A 16,646-nucleotide genomic window follows, 5' to 3' on the forward strand; every position below is an offset into this window, starting at 1 on the left:
CAGCGGGTGAGCGTGGTTGCGATGTGGTCCGAGCCTCACGCCTGGCGGCGCTGCAACGCTCCTCGGAACCGCGGATTGTAGACGGGCCGCCAAGGCGAGCCAACCGCCGGGGGCATCCCACATGCCGGAAAGCGCATTTCGCATCCGGGGCGTACATTGACCTGACCCCAACGCCGGAAGTTCCACTCATGCGCTTGTCCAGACTCTCCCCCGTCCTGCTGGCCTCGGCCGCCTTTCTTCTTGTGGCCGGCGCGCCGGTCCTGGCCTCAGCGCAGGCCGCCCCCGATCCGGTGCGCATCCGCGGCACCATCGTGCGCATCGACGCCAAGGCCCTCGTGGTCCAGGACCGCGGCGGCGAGGTCGTCAGCCTGGCGCGGCCGGCCGACATGGCCGTGTCGGAGGTCTACCCGATCAAGCTGTCCGACATCAGGCAAGGCAGCTTCATCGGCACCGCCGCCATGCCGCAGGCCGACGGCACGCAAAAGGCGCTCGAGGTGGTGGTGTTCCCCGAGGCCGCGCGCGGCACGGGCGAAGGCCACCGTCCCTGGGACCTGCTGCCGCAGAGCACCATGACCAACGCCACCGTGGCCGACCTGGCCGCGGCGCCGACATCAGTGCGCGGCGGGCAGCAGCTGCGGCTGACCTACAAGGGCGGCGAGAAGACCGTCATCGTGCCGCCCGACGTGCCGGTCGTGACCTTCCGCCCCGGCACCGAAGCCCTGCTGATGCCCGGCGCCAAGGTGCTGGTCAATGCGCAGGAAAGGAACGGCGTGCCCACGGCGCTGCGCGTCACCGCCGGGCGCAACGGCTTCGCGCCGCCGATGTAGCCCAAGGGAAATCCCGCAGGCAATTCTTGCCGCTGCGGCGCCGCGGGCGGGCTGCCGCGGCGTATCGTGGCGAGGGACCGTCGGCCGTCCGGCCGGTCCTTGCCGCTCACCCGTTCTTCACCCGACACAGGAGATACCGCACCATGGCCACTGCCAAGAAAGCCGCCGCGAAGAAGACCACCGCCAGCAGCAGCACCAAGGCGGCTCCCGACGCCGCCGACATGCTCGACCCCTTGAAGAATCTCAAGGCCATGACCGACCGCCTGCAGGACCTCAACCTGACCGGCGGCGCGAGCAAGCTGCTCGAGAGCGGGCAAAAGGACCTCCAGGCGCTGATGCAGGCGAACCAGAAGTCCTACCAGGGCCTGCAGACCGTGGTGCAGCGGCAGACCGAGATGATCAAGAGCGCCATCGCCGAATGGCAGACGGCCGCCAAGGAAATGCCCGGCAAGGATGCCAAGGCCAACCTCGCCAAGCTCGACGAACTCGGCCGCCAGTCGTTCCAGCGCGCCATCGACGACATCAAGGAACTGGCCAACCTCGCGGCCAAGTCGCAGGCCGACGCGTTCGAACTGGTTCGCCAGCGGATCCAGGCCAATGTGGATGAAGTGACGAAGTTGCTGCAGCGCAAGTAATCTCGAAAGAGGAAATTAGAACCTTTGGCTGTAGCCATTTGGTATTGAGTTTCTGGGCAGCCCAATCTGCTGGCTCGCACAAGCGCAAATCTGTTGCATAAAGTCACCGACCCCGTGATGTTTCGCACGGTAAATCCCGGTGCAAATTTGGAAAAACCTTGCCTTGCTGGACAATCACGTGTCAAGACGTAACGTTCAGGGAGCAGGTATGCGCGCAGGTCTCGGGATAGGTTTGAGCACGATCATGTTGTCAGCTCTGCTGGCTGCATGTGGAGGATCAAGCGGTGGTGGTGGCAGTGGTGGATTCGCCCCAGTCGCCGCAGTGGCGGGCACCGAAACGGCAGCCCAGAGCACGCCACCGGCTCCTGCCGCCAACGCCGCCCCCGTGCTCATCGAGTCCAGGGTGCAGACGCCAGAACTCGCGGCAATCGATGTCAGCCCGTTCAAGGACCGCCCCGCGGGGGCCCGGCCGGCGCCACGGCACGTCATCCTGCCGTCGCTACCGGCAGAGAGCGCCCTTCCATTGAAGTCGGCTCCTGCAATCTTCGGCACGCCCACCAAGATCGGCGTTGCACGCCGCATTGCCGAAACAGCGAATGTCCAATCGGTGTCGAGCATGATGAGTTGGACACCGTCGGAACGAGGCGGAAAACTGGCCGCGTTGCGATTCGCTTCACCGGATGCGAAGGGTGTTCGCATCGGGCTGCGTGTCGAGAGTCTTCCCTTGGGCACCATGGTGCGCTTCTATGGAGACACGAGCAAAAAGCTGTACGAGGTGTCTGCACAGGAAATCCTCGCGACCATCCAACGCAATCTCGATGCAGGCGATTCAAGCGACAACGCGCGAATCTATTGGTCGCCCAACATGGGAGGAGAAGCGCTCACTGTCGACATCGAGGTACCGCCCAACGCCGTGCTGGATGCAGTCAAGGTGGCCGTTCCCATGCTGTCGCACGTGGCGGTCGACATCACCAAACAGGATTCGTTGCAGAAAATCGGGGAAGCAGGGTCGTGCAATCTTGACGTTACGTGTGCGTCCCAATACGACACCCTCAGCAAGTCCGTAGCGTTGATGGACTTCATCAGCGACGGAAGCAACTATGTGTGCACCGGCACGCTGCTCAACGACCGCATGTCGACGGGTACGCCCTACTTCCTGAGCGCCAACCATTGCATCTCCAACCAGACAGTTGCGTCGACTCTCTACACTTATTGGTCCTACAAGTCCGCCAGTTGCAACAGCACGCAGGTCAGTCCGGAGCTGGCCGCAATCGGTTCCGGTGCGACGCTGCTTTATGCCGGTCCGACGACCGACACCTCCTTCATGCGGCTGAATTCGCAACCGCCGGCCGGCGCGCTGTTTGCCGGATCCAGTCCCTTCGGGCCGAGCTTCTTTGAGGGGATGCGGGGTGTCTACGGAGTACATCACCCCCAAGGTGACTTCCAGAAATACAGCGAAGGCGACTATCTCGGAACCGCAGCTTGCGGGAGCTCGAACTGCAGTTCCTCAACGCAGAGCGAAGCCGAATTTCTGGCCGTGAGATGGAATCGGGGCGTCACCGAAGGCGGCAGCAGCGGCTCGGGGCTGTTCAGGAGGCTGAATGGCAAGGACTATCTCGTCGGGCAGTTGCTGGGGGGAGCGTCGTCGTGCAGCCAGCCCACGGGGTATGACTTCTACGGGCGCTTCGATCTCCCTTTCCGCGCCGCACTACACCAGTGGCTTGATGCTCCCTCAACCACGGTGCCTACGACCGTCTACCGCTTCTACAACACTCAAACGGGTGCGCACTTCTACACTTCGAGCGTGGCGGAGCGCGATCTCGTCATTACCAAGCTGCGCGGGTACAACTACGAAGGGGGTGCCTTCTTCGCGTTTGGTGCCGCAGCGTCGGGTACGAGTCCGGTTTATCGGTTCTTCAATACGCGCACCGGCGCACACCTCTATACCATTAACGAGCAGGAGCGTGCTCAGGTGCAGGCTACCTTGCCTCGGTATCAGTACGAGGGCGTGGCTTGGTATGCCAACACCTCGCAGACCGGTGGTTCTACCCCGATGTTTCGGTTCTACCAAACGAAAAACGATACTCATTTCTACACAATCAGTACTAGCGAGCGGGACAGCGTTCAACAAAATCTTCCGCTGTACAAGTACGAGGGAATTGCGTATTACGGTTGGACGGGCCTTTGATTCACGTGCCACCGCGTAACGGCAGCGTCCTGTGGATCGATGACTGCTCAATCCACAGAACTCATCGCTTCAAACGGCGTTGAGGGGGGCATCCCCGACACGAGCCCGGCGCCGACAGACGCACATCTGCGAAAATCACGGGTTCCCTGGAGTTCCCGTGTCATCCCCCTTTCTCTCCGAAACCCGCCGCCGTCGCACCTTCGCGATCATTTCCCACCCTGACGCCGGCAAGACCACGCTGACCGAGAAGCTGCTGCTTTTCTCGGGCGCGATCCAGATCGCCGGCTCGGTGAAGGCGCGCAAGGCCTCGCGCCACGCCACGTCCGACTGGATGGAAATCGAAAAGCAGCGCGGCATCTCGGTGGCGTCGTCGGTCATGCAGATGCTGTACCGCGACCACGTGATCAACCTGCTCGACACGCCCGGCCACAAGGACTTCTCGGAGGACACCTACCGCGTGCTCACGGCGGTGGACTCGGCGCTGATGGTGATCGACGCGGCCAACGGCGTGGAGGCGCAGACGCGCCGGCTGATCGAGGTCTGCCGCCAGCGCGACACGCCCATCATCACCTTCGTCAACAAGATGGACCGCGAGGTGCGCGAGCCGCTCGACATCCTCGACGAGGTGGAGCGCGAGCTCGGCATGCCCTGCGTGCCGATGACCTGGCCCGTGGGCCAGGGCAAGAGCTTCCGCGGGATCATGAACCTGCGCACGCAGGCGATGACGGTGTTCGAGTCGGGCAGCGAGCGGCTGCCGCAGGATTTCGAGACCATTCCGCTGAGCGAACGCGAGACGCTCACCAAGCGCTTCGGCGCCGACTTCGAGCACGCCATGGAAAGCATGGAACTGGCCACCGGCGCCTCACCGACCTGGGACCGCGAAGCCTTCCTGGCCGGCAAGCAGACGCCGGTGTTCTTCGGCTCCGGCGTGAACAACTTCGGCGTGATGGAAGTGCTCGACGCGCTGGTCGACCTCGCGCCGTCGCCGCAGTCGCGCACCAGCACCACGATGGTCAACCGCCAGCCCGTGGTGAAGGAGATCCAGCCCGAGGACAAGGACTTCGCGGGCGTGGTGTTCAAGGTGCAGGCCAACATGGACGCCAATCACCGCGACCGCATCGCCTTCGTGCGCATGGCCTCGGGCAAGTACACGCCGGGCATGAAGCTCAAGGTGCAGCGCACCGCCAAGGAACTGCGGCCGACCAGCGTGGTCACCTTCATGAGCCAGCGCCGAGAGGCGGTCGAAGAGGCCTATGCAGGCGACATCGTGGGCTTCACCACGCATGGCGGCGTGCAGCTGGGCGACACCATCACCGACGGCGCGAGCCTGCAGTTCACCGGCCTGCCCTTCTTCGCGCCCGAGCTGTTCATGACGGTGATCCTGAAGAACCCGCTGCGCACCAAGCAGCTGCAGCAGGGCCTGGCCCAGCTCGGCGAGGAAGGTGCCATTCAAGTGTTCCGCCCCGAGATCGGCGGGCCGATGCTGCTGGGTGCCGTCGGCCAGCTGCAGTTCGAGGTGGTGCAGCACCGCCTGAAGGCCGAGTACGACGCCGACGTGCGGCTCGAAGGCTGCCAGTACACGGGCGCGCGCTGGATCACGGCCGATTCGCCGGCCGAGCTGCGCGAATTCGTCAACGCCTATCCACAGCGCATGGCCAAGGACGCGGCCGACACGCTCGCCTTCCTGTGCACTTCGCCCTACGACGTGCGGCTCGCGCAGGAGCGCTTTCCGAAGATCCACTTCCATCCGCTGCGGGAGCACGCGGGGCTGGCGCTGCAGAACGCGGGCTGACGCAGGCTCAGCTGCCCGTCGAAGCGTAGTGGCGCAGCCCGATGCGCCATGCGCCGAATGCCGCCGCGAGGAACACGAAGCCCGCGAGCGGCGACACCATGCCCACCCAGCCCGGCGCGCCCAGCGGGTCCGGCTTGCCGAGGATCGCGAGCGCCGGGTAGTACGCCACGCAGGCCAGCGGCACGATGAAGGTCAGCACGCGGCGGAACCACTGCGCATAGAGCGCCAGCGGGTACTGCGCCGCCTGCACGCCGCCGTAGGTGAGCACGTTGGCGATCTCCAGGCTTTCGACGGTCCAGAACGACAGCGTGCCCTGCAGCACCAGGATGCCGAGGAAGAGCGCGATGCCGCCGGCCAGTGCGAACAGGAAGATGGCCACGGCGCCCGGGGTCCACGCGATGTGGGCCTGAACAGTCGCGAACGCCAGCACGCCCAGGCCCTGCAGCAGCCGGCCCAGGCGGCTGATCCGTACGTCGTGTCCCATGAGCTGCAGCGCGAGCGGCCGCGGGCGCAGCAGCAGCCGGTCGAAGGTGCCGGTGCGCAGGAACTCGGTGCCCAGCACGTCGAAGCCGCGGCCCAGCGCATCGGCAATCGCGAACATGCAGTTCACGAGGCCATAGAACAGCGCGACCTCGCCGATACCCCAGCCCTGCACCTCGCCGAAGCGATGGAACAGCGCCCAGACGGCGACGACCTCGATGCCTGTTCCGAGGAACTGGCCCAGGGTCAACAGCAAGGCGGACACAGGGTACCTGGCCTGGCCGCTGATGGAGGCGGCCATGAGGCGGAAGAAAAGGGGAAGTGCGCCCATCTTCAGTGGCCCTCGCGGCTTGTGGCGCCGTGGTTCAGGGCGCGTGCACAGGCCACCGGGTACTTCCCTCCGCGAATGTCCCCCGGGCTTCGCCCTCCTCCTTGATTTCGCTGCGGGAAGCACCCAGTGTCCTGCGCACACCGAGCGCGGTCGTGGTGCCGGTCGATCCACCGCTGTGCAGATTGCGTCGTGCCGCTCATTGCTCGTAGCAGATGTCCAGCCGGACCAGTGCGCCGCGGGCATCGATGCGGTCGGCTCGGAAGTAAAAACGGCCGCGGTAGCTGTCGAGGTGAATGGGCACGACAACCGGATCGCCCCAGCTCGTCACCGAAAAGCCGCGCTCGCAAAGCCATCGCAGCAGGGCATCCAGGCGCTGCGGGTCGGCGTCCACGCGGATGTCGGCGTCTGCAGGCGGCGTGCCTTGCGGGTCCTGCTGCCAGCGCGCGAAGCTGCCGAACAGCGTGAAGTCGTGTCCCTCTGCGCGCATGGCATCGAGCAGCGCAGCGGTGGCTTGCAGGTCGATGCGCTCGCGCTGCTTGCGAAAGACCAGCGCGTACTCGTGGCGCCGGTCGGTGCGGGCATCGGCGTCGCTGTCTTGCGCGTCGTGCGGATAGACCAGCACGCGTTCTTCTTCCATCGCAAAAAGCGAACCCAGGATGCGCGCGAGGTCGAAGGCCAGCGGCAGCACGCGATCGCCGATCCGGAGGTTCTGCACCATCGCGATGCAGGCGCCCCCCTCGCGCAATCCGGCGCGGACGCGGTGGAAGACGTTGCGCACGCCGTCGAGGTGCTGCGCATAGCTCTGGCTGGCGTAGAGCTGGGAGCTTGTCTGCGTACCGGCCCAGCGGCAACCGAAGTAGGGCACGTTCGTCAGGCAGAGGTCGAAGGGCGGGAGCGCAGCGTCTTCGAGCGCATCGCACGAGGCGTGCAGGAGCGTCGTGCCGTGTGCGAGGCCGTGGCGTTCCAGCCGCTCGCGGATGAGGTCGATGCGGCCGGCATCGACTTCGCAGCCCAAGGCCTGTCGGCCATCGAGGCGCGCCGCGAGCAGTGTCGTGCCGAAGCCGGCGAATGGATCGAACACCGTGTCGCCCGGTTGCGAGAACCGGCACACGAAGGGCCGCATCTGCTCGACCCATCCGCAATCGCGCCCGCCCATCGGGTCCCGCGCGCGCAGGTCGTCCGGCAGCCGGTAGCGCGGCGATTCATGGTCGAGCCTCAGCCAGCTGTGACCGGTCATGTGCAGGCCTGCGCGGTGCGCGTGTCGAGCAACACGTCGTGCCCGGGTTCCCAGCCGGCGCAGAGCTGGCCGTCGGCAAAGTAGACGAGCTTGTAGACATCGCCGGTGGCATGGCGCGCGTGCATGGCGCCGTAGTCGGCGCTTTCGAAGACGACCCTCAGGCCGTTCCCGGTGCGCAGGCGCAGGTTCCAGAAGTAGTAGCCCTCGGTGAGGCTTTCGAGGGCCCACCCGCGCGAGACGCCGGGGTCGTCGAGGCAGGCCGTCAGCAGCGCGTCCATCGAGACCCGCTCCGCGCGCAGGTGGCGCGCGGTGGCGTTGTCGCGATAGCCGTCGCCGAGCCGCGAGAACTCCCGGAAGACGACGGTGCCGGCGCCGCATTGCCGTGCCCACGCGAGGTACGCGGCCACGTCCGGCGGCTGCGCGACGCCGCCGCGCTGGAGGATGCACACGAGCCGCAGCGCCACCGTATCGGCGAGCCGGCGCGCGGTGCGTTCGAACACGGCGGGGTCGCCGATGGCCACCTCGGGACGGAACCGCATGATGGCCTGGTTGGCCGCGCCGTCGTGGTGATGGCGGGACAGCTCCAGCCAGCTCATCCCGAAGCCTGGCAGCGCGCGCCGCAGCACCTCGCCTTGCGGCCCGGCAAAGCCCGCGCCGTTGGTGTAGAGCACGCGGTCCTCGACCACCGGCCCCTCGCTTTCGCCCGCGGCCAGGGTGTGGAGCAGCCGAAGCATCCAGTCGGCGTCGTCGCTCGTTTCCAGGCCCGAGAGCGACCACGACAGCGGCACGCCGCGCAAGGCCCGCAGCGCGCAGGACAGGCCGTCGAAGTAGCCGGACGCCGGGCGCAGCCGGGACGCCGAGGTGCCGCCCCCGGCCTTGCGCAGGTTTTCCGAGCAGAAGCCGCAGCGTGCCGAACAAGGCTTCACGGAGGCATACGGCGTGAACGTGAGGGGCTGCGCAAGGCGCCGCTCGATGCCGCCGATCGTGTGCGTGTGCCAGCGCGCGGCTTCGTTCAGGGGCGGCGTGCGAAGGGTCACGCCGTGCACAGCGCGGCGAAGGCGCTCGAAGAGGGGGGAGCTTGCGCTGCGCGGCAGGTCGGCCACCGCGACCTGCTCCATCGCGCAGGTCGCGATCTGCGCAGCGCGGGGCACCGGCGTATCGGCTTCAGCGGGAATGGCAGGGCGCATGGCAGCGGCGGGATTGTCGCACCCGCCACCATACGGCAGCACGGCCTCCGATGGTTGGAGCGGCCCCCTGCGCACGCCAGTCACCCTAGCCACCCTGCACCTGCAGGCTGCGCATGGTGCGCCCCATCGCCACCCGCCCGAGCGCGACCAGCACGGCAATCCAGAAGCACTGCAGCCCCAGTCCACCGAGCGCATGCCAGCCGCCCAGCTGCCCGAAATACAGCCGCGCAGGAATGTCGAACAGCCCCGCCAGCGGCTGCACCAGCAGCGCGGCCTGCCAGGCGTCGGGCAGCAGCGCCAGCGGCAGCAGGTTGCCCGAGAACACGATGACCACGGGGGTGGCCACCGCACTGATGCCGCGCTCGTTGAGCGCCGCCGTGGCCGCCACGTTGAGCAGCATCACCATTGCGGTCGACAGCAGCAGGGCGAGCCCCACTGAGAGCAGGAACGCCATGCCGGCCACCGCGCTCGCGGGCAATTGCCAGGCCCACTCGCCCAGTCCCGCCAGCGGCAGCACGACCGCCGAGAAGGCTGCCATCAACGCCACGCGCGGCAACAGCCGCGCCGCGATCCAGCCGGCGCTGCGCGCGAACCACAGCGCGTAGGCATCCACCGGCCGCAACCGGTCGTAGGCCACCGCGCCGGTGCGCACGGCCTGCGCCACCTCCGGATCGCCGAGCCAGGGCAGCAGCACCAGCAGGCCTTGCGCGAGCCAGGTGTAGCTGATGGCCTGGGCGAGCGACATCGGCGACGCCGCGCCCGCGACGGCGCTGCCGCCATAGAACGCCGCGAACACCATCACCTTGATGCCGCCCCACCAGCACTGCGTTGCAAAGCCGGCGAGCGCCGCAGTGCGGTACTGCAGCATCTGCATGAAGCGCGACACGAAGGCCGCGGCATAGGGGCGAAGCAGATCGCGCGGGCTCACGCCTCGGCCGCTCCGTGCATGGCATAGAAGCGCGCGATCACGGCCTCGATGGCCAGGCCTTCGAGGCGGATGTCTTCCACCGCGTGCTCGGCCGCGATGCGCGCGATCAGCGCGGGCGCAGAGGTGACCGCGGGATCAAAGTCGAGCACCAGCGTCTGGCCGTCCCGCGCGTGCACCGTGGCGCCGGGCACCTGCCGGGGCAGCGCCGCATCCTGCGCGAAGTCGACCACCAGCCGGCGCTCGGCCATCACCTGCGCGCGCAGCGCCTCGACCGGGCTGTCGGCCAGCACGCGTCCGTGGCCGATGACGATCACGCGCTGGGCCAGGGCCTCGATGTCGTGCATGTCGTGCGTGGTCAGCAGCACGGTGGTGCCGCGCTCGCGGTTGGCGCGGCGCACGAAGTCGCGCACCGCGAGCTTCGAGGGCGCATCGAGGCCGATGGTCGGCTCGTCGAGAAACAGGATGTCGGGCTCGTGCAGCAGTGCCGCCGCGATCTCGGCGCGCATGCGCTGGCCCAGCGAGAGCTGGCGCACCGGCTGGCCGAGCACGCGCTCCAGATGCAGCAGCGCGACCAGTTCGTCGCGCGTGCGCCGATAGCGCTGCGGATCGACACGGTAGATGTCGCGCAGCAGGTCGAAGCCGTCGCCCACCGGCAGGTCCCACCACAGCTGCGTGCGCTGGCCGAAGACCACGCCGATGCGCGCCACGTGCCGCTCGCGGTCCGCGAAGGGATCGCGCCCGTCGATCTCCACGCGCCCGCCGTCGGGCCGCAGGATGCCCGAGAGAATCTTGATGGTGGTCGACTTGCCCGCGCCGTTCGGCCCGATGAAGCCCAGCAGTTCGCCGCGCTCGAGCGAGAACGACACGCCCGACAGCGCCTGCACCGTGCGCTGGCGGCGCTGCACGAGGCCGCGCAGCGCACCCATGACGCCCGGTTCGCGCTCGGAGATGCGGTAGCTCTTGAGGAGTTGGTCGACGAGGATGTGGGGCATGGAAAGCGCCGCGCCGGCGTTGGAACGCGCGGCGGGGGCGGGATGCTACACGAAACCGCCGGTACGATCACGGGCTCTGCAGAGATTGCCCGCTCCCCATGCCTTCGCCGACCTCCCTTCCGCCCTCGCCCACCCACCTGCTGCCGCTGGACCGCTGGGCCGCGCCCGTGCGCCGCGCGCTCGCGGGTGTGTTCACCGATATCGACGACACGCTCACCACCGAGGGCGCGATCACGCCCGATGCGCTGCAGGCGCTCGGCGATCTCAAGGCCGCGGGCCTTTCCATCGTGGCCATCACGGGCCGGCCCGTGGGCTGGAGCCTGCCCTTCGTCAACACCTGGCCGGTCGATGCCATCGTGGCCGAGAACGGCGCGGTGGCGCTGCTGCCCGCGGCCGAGGGCAAGATCGAAAAGCGCTATATGCAGGATGCGCCCACGCGCAGCGCCAACTTCGAGCGCATGCAGGCCGTGCTGGCGCGCATCGAGCGCGAGATCCCGGGCGCGCGGCGCGCCACCGATTCACCGGGCCGCGAGACCGACATCGCCATCGACCACAGCGAGTTCGTGCAGCTGGGCGAAGAGACCATCGCGCAGGTCGTCGCGCTGATGCGCGGCGAAGGCATGCACGCCACCGTGAGCAGCATCCACATCAACGGCTGGTACGGCGACAACGACAAGCTCGAAGGCGCGCGCTGGATCGTGCGCGAGCTCTGGGGCCGAACGCTCGACGACGAACTCGACCGCTGGGCCTACGTGGGCGACTCCACCAACGACCAGCTGATGTTCCGCACCTTCGCGAGCAGCATCGGCGTGGCGAACGTCGCGCGCTTCGTGCCGCAGCTGGAGCACCTGCCGCGCCATGTGACCGAGGGGGAACGCGGCGCGGGCTTTGCCGAGGCGGTGCGCGCGATTCTCTCGGCCCGCGCTACCCGTTGACCGGCCCGCTGCGGGCGCAGCGGCGCAGCACCGACCATTGGCGCCAGGTGCCGAAGGCCGCAATCAGCAGCAGCACGGCCGCATAGCCCTTCACCGTGTCCAGCAATCCGAGCGGCGCCACCAGGAAGCCGGCCAGCATTGCGGGCAGGCTGAACGCAAGATAGCTCACCACGAAGATGGCGGCGAACAGCTCGCCGCGCTCGTGCGAATCGGCCTGGGGTGCGAGCGTCTGCACCAGCGCCGAGAAAGAGCCGCCGAAGCCCAGTCCCGCGATCGCGGTGCCGGCAAAGAACAGCGCGAGCGATCGGGTGGCCAGCGATGCGAGCAGCAACGCCAGACCGGCCGCGATGCTGGCCGTGCCGAAGATGACCGATCGCGGCGCGCCAAGGCGGCCGAGCAGGGCGGGCGCGATCGCGCCGAAGCCCGAGAGGACCGCCACCGTGAGGCCGTTGACCACGCCGTTGTCGATGCCGAACACATGGTGCATCAGCGAGGGTGCGAGCGACAGATACAGGCCGCCCAGCGCCCACACCACGATGAACACCGGCAGGCCGCGCGCAAAGTCGGCCCGCGCCCGAACGGGAATGGACACACGCGGCACCAGCGAAGCCAGCGCACCGGCACGCGGCGTGACGGTCTCGGGCATCCACAGCACCGCGGCCGCGCCCAGTGCGAACACCGCGGCGAGCACGCCGAACACCAGCGCCACCGGCGCGGCGCTGAACTTCACCGCCATGCCCGTCAGCAGCGCTCCCGCCGCGAGCCCCGCGAGCGGCGACACGCTCGTGATCAATGCGCCCAGCCGCTTGCGCGCAGCCGGCGCGGCCTCGACCACTGCCGCGCTCAGCGCGCCGCTTGCGACGCCCGTGGCCACGCCCTGCACCACGCGCGCGGCGATCAGCCCGCCGATGCCATGCGCCAGCAGGAAGAGCCCCATCGCCAGCGCCTGCAGCACCAGCGCTGCCAGCACCACGGGCCGGCGCCCGATATGGTCCGACAGCGATCCCGCGACCAGCAGCGAGATCAGCAACGCGATCGCGTAGACGGCGAAAGCCACGGTGAGCATCGACGACGAGAAACCCCAGGCGTGCTGGAACACCACGAACAGCGGCGACGGCGCGGCAGCCGCGAAGAAGAACGCGAACAGCACCGTCGCCAGCAGCGCAAATCCGGCGGCCGCGGGCAGGCGCCACGGCTTGGCACGGGACGCGGCGGCAGTGGCAGCGGCAAGCTCAGGACAGGAGGACGGCATGGGCGAATCCTTAACGCAATTTTTTTAGCTTTTACGATTCTAGACCCGCATCCCTCCTAAAGCAAATATCTTTGCGTTAAAGTCCTTGCATGAACGATGTCGTCCTTCCGAACAAGCGTCCCGGCGGCCGCAGCGCCCAGGTGCAGGCGCTGGTGCGCACTGCGCTCGAAGAACTGGTGGCCGAACAGGGGCGCGAACGCGTGACCGTCCCGGCGGTGGCCGAGCGCGCCGGCGTCAGCGCCTCGAGCATCTACCGCCGATGGGGCGACTTGTCGGGCCTGCTGGCCGAGACGGCGGCGCACCGGCTGGACCCGAACCGGCCCCTGCCCGACACGGGCTCGCTGCGGCAGGACCTGACGGCATGGGCGCAGGAACTCATCACGCACCTTGCGCGCCCCTGCAACACCTCGCTGTTGAAAGCCGCGGCCGCACTGGCCGACGGCGGCGCCGACACCGACTGCCTGCGCAACCGCCGCAAGGAAGCGCTGAAGCTGGTCGAGCAGGCGCACGCCCGTGGCGAGCGGGCACCCGAGGCGCAGCAGGTGATCGATCACCTGATCGCGCCGATCGTGTTTCGCCTCGTGTTCGGCGGCGACCCCGTGAAGCCGGCGCTGGCGAAGCGGCTGGTGGACGAGCTGTTCGTGCTCAGTTCGTCTTGACTTCCTTCGCGAGCCCCAGCTTCTCGATCACCGCCTTCTCGCGCACCACCGTGTCCTGCGCGAACCTGGTGTAGGCCGCCGAGCTCATGTAGTTGGGCAGCATGTCGTAGCGGCCGAGCGAGGCCACATAGCTCGGCTCTTCCATTGCCTGCTTGAAGGCGTCGTGCAGTTTCTTCACCACCTCGGGCGGCGTGCCCTTGGGGGCGCCGATGCCGAAGGGCGAGTTCTGCACGATGTCGTAGCCCAGTTCCTTCAGCGTCGGCGCATCGGGGAACTTGGCCAGGCGCTTCTCGCCCCAGGTGTTGAGCACGCGCAGCTTGCCGGCCTCGACCTGCGGCGCGAAGCCGGTGCTGTCGGCGGCCGCCATCAGCTGGCCGCTGACCACCGCGAGCATCAGGTCGGCGCTGCCCTTGTAGGGCACGTGCTGCAGCTGGATGCCGGCCTTCTGTGCGATCAGTTCGGTCGTGAGATGCGGGCTCGTGAGGTTGCCGGTGGAGCCGTAGGTGAGCTTGCCGGGGTTGGCCTTGGCATAGGCGACGAAGTCGGCCCAGGTCTTGAACGGGCTGTCGGCCGGCACCACGATGCCGAAGGCATAGCCCGTGACGTTGAGCACGTAGCTGATGTCCTTGAGCGGGTCCCAGTTGATCTTGGTGGTGTAGCCGAGGCGGAACACGCCGAGCGGAATCTGCGCGACCGTGTAGCCGTCGGGCTGCGCGGTCTGCAGCGCCTGCGCGGGCAAGGTGCCGCCGGCGCCGGGCTTGTTGTCGATGATGACGGGCTGGCCGAGGATCTTGCTCGCGTTGTCGGCCAGCTGGCGCATCGTGATGTCGGTGGGCCCGCCCGCGGGGAAGGCGATGACCAGCTTGACCGGCTTGGAGGGAAAGGCCTGCGCGAGCGCCGCCAGCGGAGACAGAAGAAGCCCGCGGGCTGCGGCGAGCGTGGCGGCACGGAGAAGGGATCGGCGGGACATGGTGGCGGGTTCCTGGAACGGGAAAAAAGCAAAAGGGCGCATTGGGCCCTGCCCTTGGCGCGGCGGCAATCGGTGCTCACCCGACTGCTGTCGCCTGCGGCTCAGCCCGCGGCCTGCTGCTCGAAACCCTGCAGCACGTTGACGGCGTTGACGCCCACCTCCGCCACCGCGTAGCCGCCCTCGAACACGAACACCGTGGGCAGGCCGGCGCGCGCCAGGTCTTCGCCCATGCGCAGGTAGTCGTCGCTTTGGAGCCGGAAGCCCGCGACCGGGTCGCCTTCGAAGGTGTCGACGCCGAGCGACACCACCAGCGCGCCCGCGCGCACTTCGGCAATGCCGCCGAGCGCGGCCTTCAGCGCCGCGCGCCAGGTGGCGAAGTCCGCACCGCGCGTGAGCGGCAGGTTGTGGTTGAAGCCGAGCCCGGCGCCCGCGCCACGCTCGTCGGCATGGCCCAGGTAGTAGGGATAGTCGGTCAGCGGATCGCCATGCAGGCTCGCAAAATGCACGTCGCTGCGCTCGTAGAAGATGGCCTGCGTGCCGTTGCCGTGGTGGTAGTCCACGTCGAGCACCGCCACGCGCGCCACGCCCGCATCGCGCAGCGCCTGCGCGGCCACGGCGGCGTTGTTGACGAAGCAGTAGCCGCCGAAGAAATCGGCGCCCGCATGGTGGCCGGGCGGCCGCGTGAGCGCGAAGGCGGCGCGCTCGCCGCCAGCAACGCGCTGCGCCGCGGTCCAGGCGCAGGCGGCGCCGTGGCGCGCGGCGGCCCAGCTGCCGGCCATGAGCGGCGTGCCCGCATCGAAAGAGAACAGCCCCATGCGTGCGGGAAAGCTCTTCGGCAATACATCGGTGCGCATGCCGCGCGTGGGCCAGTACGAAGGCAGGGCATCGCGCGATGCGTTGGACGGATCGAGCGCCAACCACTCGTCCCAGGCATGGGCGATGAAGTCGAGGTAGCGCGGCGCATGCACCCTGGCCAGCAGTGCCTCGTCGAAGGCATCGGGCACCTGCAGCGGGCCGAGGCCGCGGCGCTCCAGTTCGAGTTTCACATGGTCGACGCGGGCGGGCACCTCGAAGCACGGCACCAGTTCGCCGCGGAACATCTCGACTTTGCCCTGGTGCAATGCGTGCTGGTCGTTGTAGATGGTGAGCATGCCGCGCATCATGCCGCACGCCGCAGCACCGCCCGGCGCCGGCCGGACGCGGTCAGCCCGAACAGGTCCTTCGGGTCGTCGAGTTCGGGCACCAGCGCGATCTGCTGGCCGATGCCGCGCTCCAGCGACAGCTGGTGGATGTAGCGCAGTGCCGTGTAGTCCTCCAGCGCAAAGCCGACCGAGTCGAACACCGTGACCTGCCCGGCGCTCTCGCGCCCGGGCACGCTGCCGAGCAGCACCTTCCAGAGCTCGTGCACCGGGAAGTCGGCCGGCAGCTGCTGGATCTCGCCCTCGATGCGGGTCTGGGGCTCGTATTCGACGAACACGCGCGCCAGGCGCAGCACGTCAGGGTGCAGTTCGGTCTTGCCGGGCGAATCGCCGCCCACCGCATTGATGTGCATGCCCGGCTCGATCATGCCGGGCGCGAGTACCACCGCGTGGCCCTGGTGCGCCGTGACCGTGGTCACGATGTCGGCGCCGCGCACCGCATCAGCGACCGACGGCGCGCGCACCACCTCGAGCGGCGTGCAGGCCGACAAATGGCGCACCAGCTTGTCTGTGGCGCGCGGATCGATGTCGAAGACGCGCACCTCCTCGATGCCCAGCAGCGCATGGAAGGCCAGCGCCTGGAACTCGCTCTGCGAGCCGTTGCCGATCAGCGCCATGCTGCGCACGCCGGGCCGCGCCAGCGCCTGCGCCGCCATCGCCGAGGTGGCGGCGGTGCGCAGCGCGGTGGTGAGCGTGAGCTCCGACAGCAGCACGGGGTAGCCCGTGTCGACCTCGGCCAGCACGCCAAAGGCCATGACCGTCGGCAGCCCCACGGCCGTGTTGTGCGGATGGCCGTTGACGTACTTGAAGGCGTAGGCGCCGTCGTCGGCCACCGGCATCAGCTCGATCACGCCCAGGTGCGAGTGGCTGGCCACGCGCGCCTTCTTGTCGAACTCGCGCCAGCGCATGAAGTCGTCGCGCAGCGCGTCGGCCAGGGCCTTGAGGAATTCCGGAACGCCGGTTTCGTCCACCAGGCGAACCAGGCTGTGAACATCGATGAAGCGGGTCATGGCGCGGCTCCTTGCGTAGCCCGG

At 68.2% G+C, this 16,646-nt stretch carries 15 protein-coding genes and 1 riboswitch; of the genes, 6 read left to right on the plus strand and 9 right to left on the minus strand.

Annotated features, from left to right (window positions below; all coding sequences use genetic code 11):
- Position 1: 1 nt before the first annotated feature.
- A riboswitch (S-adenosyl-L-homocysteine riboswitch) is annotated at positions 2 to 70 on the minus strand.
- 118 nt (positions 71 to 188) lie between these two features.
- From ACAM54_RS22355 to ACAM54_RS22370, 4 genes are all read left to right on the plus strand, one after another.
- The gene (locus tag ACAM54_RS22355) at positions 189 to 827 is read left to right on the plus strand and encodes a hypothetical protein (RefSeq protein ID WP_369648955.1); all 639 of its coding nucleotides are present in this window, start codon (positions 189 to 191) and stop codon (positions 825 to 827) included.
- A gap of 143 nt (positions 828 to 970) precedes the next feature.
- Positions 971 to 1,462 (plus strand): TIGR01841 family phasin, encoded by a 492-nt coding sequence (gene phaP / locus ACAM54_RS22360; protein ID WP_145739999.1) that lies wholly within the window; start codon positions 971 to 973, stop codon positions 1,460 to 1,462.
- Positions 1,463 to 1,601: 139 nt separating this feature from the next.
- Positions 1,602 to 3,650: a serine protease gene (locus tag ACAM54_RS22365; protein ID WP_369648956.1), complete on the plus strand. Its 2,049-nt coding sequence runs from the start codon at positions 1,602 to 1,604 to the stop codon at positions 3,648 to 3,650.
- Positions 3,651 to 3,807: 157 nt separating this feature from the next.
- Positions 3,808 to 5,442 (plus strand): peptide chain release factor 3, encoded by a 1,635-nt coding sequence (locus ACAM54_RS22370; RefSeq protein ID WP_192322357.1) that lies wholly within the window; start codon positions 3,808 to 3,810, stop codon positions 5,440 to 5,442.
- Between the two features lie 7 nt (positions 5,443 to 5,449).
- Here ACAM54_RS22370 and ACAM54_RS22375 read toward each other — a convergent pair whose 3' ends face one another.
- From ACAM54_RS22375 to ACAM54_RS22395, 5 genes are all read right to left on the minus strand, one after another.
- Positions 5,450 to 6,253: an ABC transporter permease gene (locus tag ACAM54_RS22375; RefSeq protein WP_369648957.1), complete on the minus strand. Its 804-nt coding sequence runs from the start codon at positions 6,251 to 6,253 to the stop codon at positions 5,450 to 5,452.
- 196 nt (positions 6,254 to 6,449) lie between these two features.
- Positions 6,450 to 7,490 carry a DNA methyltransferase gene (locus tag ACAM54_RS22380; protein WP_369648958.1) on the minus strand — a complete coding sequence of 347 codons (1,041 nt, stop codon included), beginning with the start codon at positions 7,488 to 7,490 and terminating at the stop codon, positions 6,450 to 6,452.
- On the minus strand, positions 7,487 to 8,677 hold the full coding sequence (locus ACAM54_RS22385) for a hypothetical protein (RefSeq protein WP_369648959.1): 1,191 nt from the start codon (positions 8,675 to 8,677) through the stop codon (positions 7,487 to 7,489). The genes ACAM54_RS22380 and ACAM54_RS22385 overlap by 4 nt, the downstream gene beginning before the upstream one ends.
- An 85-nt stretch (positions 8,678 to 8,762) precedes the next feature.
- The gene (locus ACAM54_RS22390; RefSeq protein ID WP_369648960.1) at positions 8,763 to 9,605 is read right to left on the minus strand and encodes an ABC transporter permease; all 843 of its coding nucleotides are present in this window, start codon (positions 9,603 to 9,605) and stop codon (positions 8,763 to 8,765) included.
- Positions 9,602 to 10,597 carry an ATP-binding cassette domain-containing protein gene (locus tag ACAM54_RS22395; protein WP_369648961.1) on the minus strand — a complete coding sequence of 332 codons (996 nt, stop codon included), beginning with the start codon at positions 10,595 to 10,597 and terminating at the stop codon, positions 9,602 to 9,604. Before ACAM54_RS22395 ends, ACAM54_RS22390 begins: the two co-directional genes overlap by 4 nt.
- Before the next feature lie 98 nt (positions 10,598 to 10,695).
- On the opposite strand from ACAM54_RS22395, the gene ACAM54_RS22400 reads away from it, so the two are divergent.
- Positions 10,696 to 11,532 carry an HAD-IIB family hydrolase gene (locus ACAM54_RS22400; protein ID WP_369648962.1) on the plus strand — a complete coding sequence of 279 codons (837 nt, stop codon included), beginning with the start codon at positions 10,696 to 10,698 and terminating at the stop codon, positions 11,530 to 11,532.
- Here ACAM54_RS22400 and ACAM54_RS22405 read toward each other — a convergent pair.
- Positions 11,522 to 12,784 carry an MFS transporter gene (locus ACAM54_RS22405; protein WP_369648963.1) on the minus strand — a complete coding sequence of 421 codons (1,263 nt, stop codon included), beginning with the start codon at positions 12,782 to 12,784 and terminating at the stop codon, positions 11,522 to 11,524. The two genes, ACAM54_RS22400 and ACAM54_RS22405, sit on opposite strands and share 11 nt — an antisense overlap.
- Before the next feature lie 89 nt (positions 12,785 to 12,873).
- Here ACAM54_RS22405 and ACAM54_RS22410 point away from each other — a divergent pair, with 89 nt between their 5' ends.
- A complete protein-coding gene (locus tag ACAM54_RS22410; RefSeq protein WP_145739985.1) occupies positions 12,874 to 13,443 on the plus strand; it encodes a TetR/AcrR family transcriptional regulator in 570 nt (189 codons plus the stop codon).
- Here the strand turns inward: ACAM54_RS22410 and ACAM54_RS22415 are convergent.
- The 3 genes from ACAM54_RS22415 to ACAM54_RS22425 form a co-directional block, all read right to left on the minus strand.
- Positions 13,430 to 14,413 (minus strand): tripartite tricarboxylate transporter substrate binding protein, encoded by a 984-nt coding sequence (locus ACAM54_RS22415; RefSeq protein ID WP_369648964.1) that lies wholly within the window; start codon positions 14,411 to 14,413, stop codon positions 13,430 to 13,432. The genes ACAM54_RS22410 and ACAM54_RS22415 overlap by 14 nt on opposite strands.
- A gap of 101 nt (positions 14,414 to 14,514) precedes the next feature.
- Positions 14,515 to 15,564: a histone deacetylase family protein gene (locus ACAM54_RS22420; RefSeq protein ID WP_369648965.1), complete on the minus strand. Its 1,050-nt coding sequence runs from the start codon at positions 15,562 to 15,564 to the stop codon at positions 14,515 to 14,517.
- Positions 15,565 to 15,572: 8 nt separating this feature from the next.
- The gene (locus tag ACAM54_RS22425) at positions 15,573 to 16,622 is read right to left on the minus strand and encodes an ornithine cyclodeaminase (protein ID WP_369648966.1); all 1,050 of its coding nucleotides are present in this window, start codon (positions 16,620 to 16,622) and stop codon (positions 15,573 to 15,575) included.
- Positions 16,623 to 16,646: the final 24 nt, after the last annotated feature.

The organism is Variovorax sp. V93, assembly GCF_041154485.1.
GTDB lineage: Bacteria > Pseudomonadota > Gammaproteobacteria > Burkholderiales > Burkholderiaceae_C > Variovorax > Variovorax beijingensis_A.

Bases quoted from the DNA above. Each gene is read 5' to 3' on its own strand.
- ACAM54_RS22355 (WP_369648955.1), top strand. From the start codon at position 189: ATGCGCTTGTCCAGACTCTCCCCCGTCCTGCTGGCCTCGGCCGCCTTT.
- phaP (WP_145739999.1), top strand. From the start codon at position 971: ATGGCCACTGCCAAGAAAGCCGCCGCGAAGAAGACCACCGCCAGCAGC.
- ACAM54_RS22375 (WP_369648957.1), bottom strand. From the start codon at position 6,253: ATGGGCGCACTTCCCCTTTTCTTCCGCCTCATGGCCGCCTCCATCAGC.
- ACAM54_RS22380 (WP_369648958.1), bottom strand. From the start codon at position 7,490: ATGACCGGTCACAGCTGGCTGAGGCTCGACCATGAATCGCCGCGCTAC.
- ACAM54_RS22385 (WP_369648959.1), bottom strand. From the start codon at position 8,677: ATGCGCCCTGCCATTCCCGCTGAAGCCGATACGCCGGTGCCCCGCGCT.
- ACAM54_RS22395 (WP_369648961.1), bottom strand. From the start codon at position 10,597: ATGCCCCACATCCTCGTCGACCAACTCCTCAAGAGCTACCGCATCTCC.
- ACAM54_RS22400 (WP_369648962.1), top strand. From the start codon at position 10,696: ATGCCTTCGCCGACCTCCCTTCCGCCCTCGCCCACCCACCTGCTGCCG.
- ACAM54_RS22405 (WP_369648963.1), bottom strand. From the start codon at position 12,784: ATGCCGTCCTCCTGTCCTGAGCTTGCCGCTGCCACTGCCGCCGCGTCC.
- ACAM54_RS22410 (WP_145739985.1), top strand. From the start codon at position 12,874: ATGAACGATGTCGTCCTTCCGAACAAGCGTCCCGGCGGCCGCAGCGCC.
- ACAM54_RS22415 (WP_369648964.1), bottom strand. From the start codon at position 14,413: ATGTCCCGCCGATCCCTTCTCCGTGCCGCCACGCTCGCCGCAGCCCGC.
- ACAM54_RS22420 (WP_369648965.1), bottom strand. From the start codon at position 15,564: ATGCTCACCATCTACAACGACCAGCACGCATTGCACCAGGGCAAAGTC.
- ACAM54_RS22425 (WP_369648966.1), bottom strand. From the start codon at position 16,622: ATGACCCGCTTCATCGATGTTCACAGCCTGGTTCGCCTGGTGGACGAA.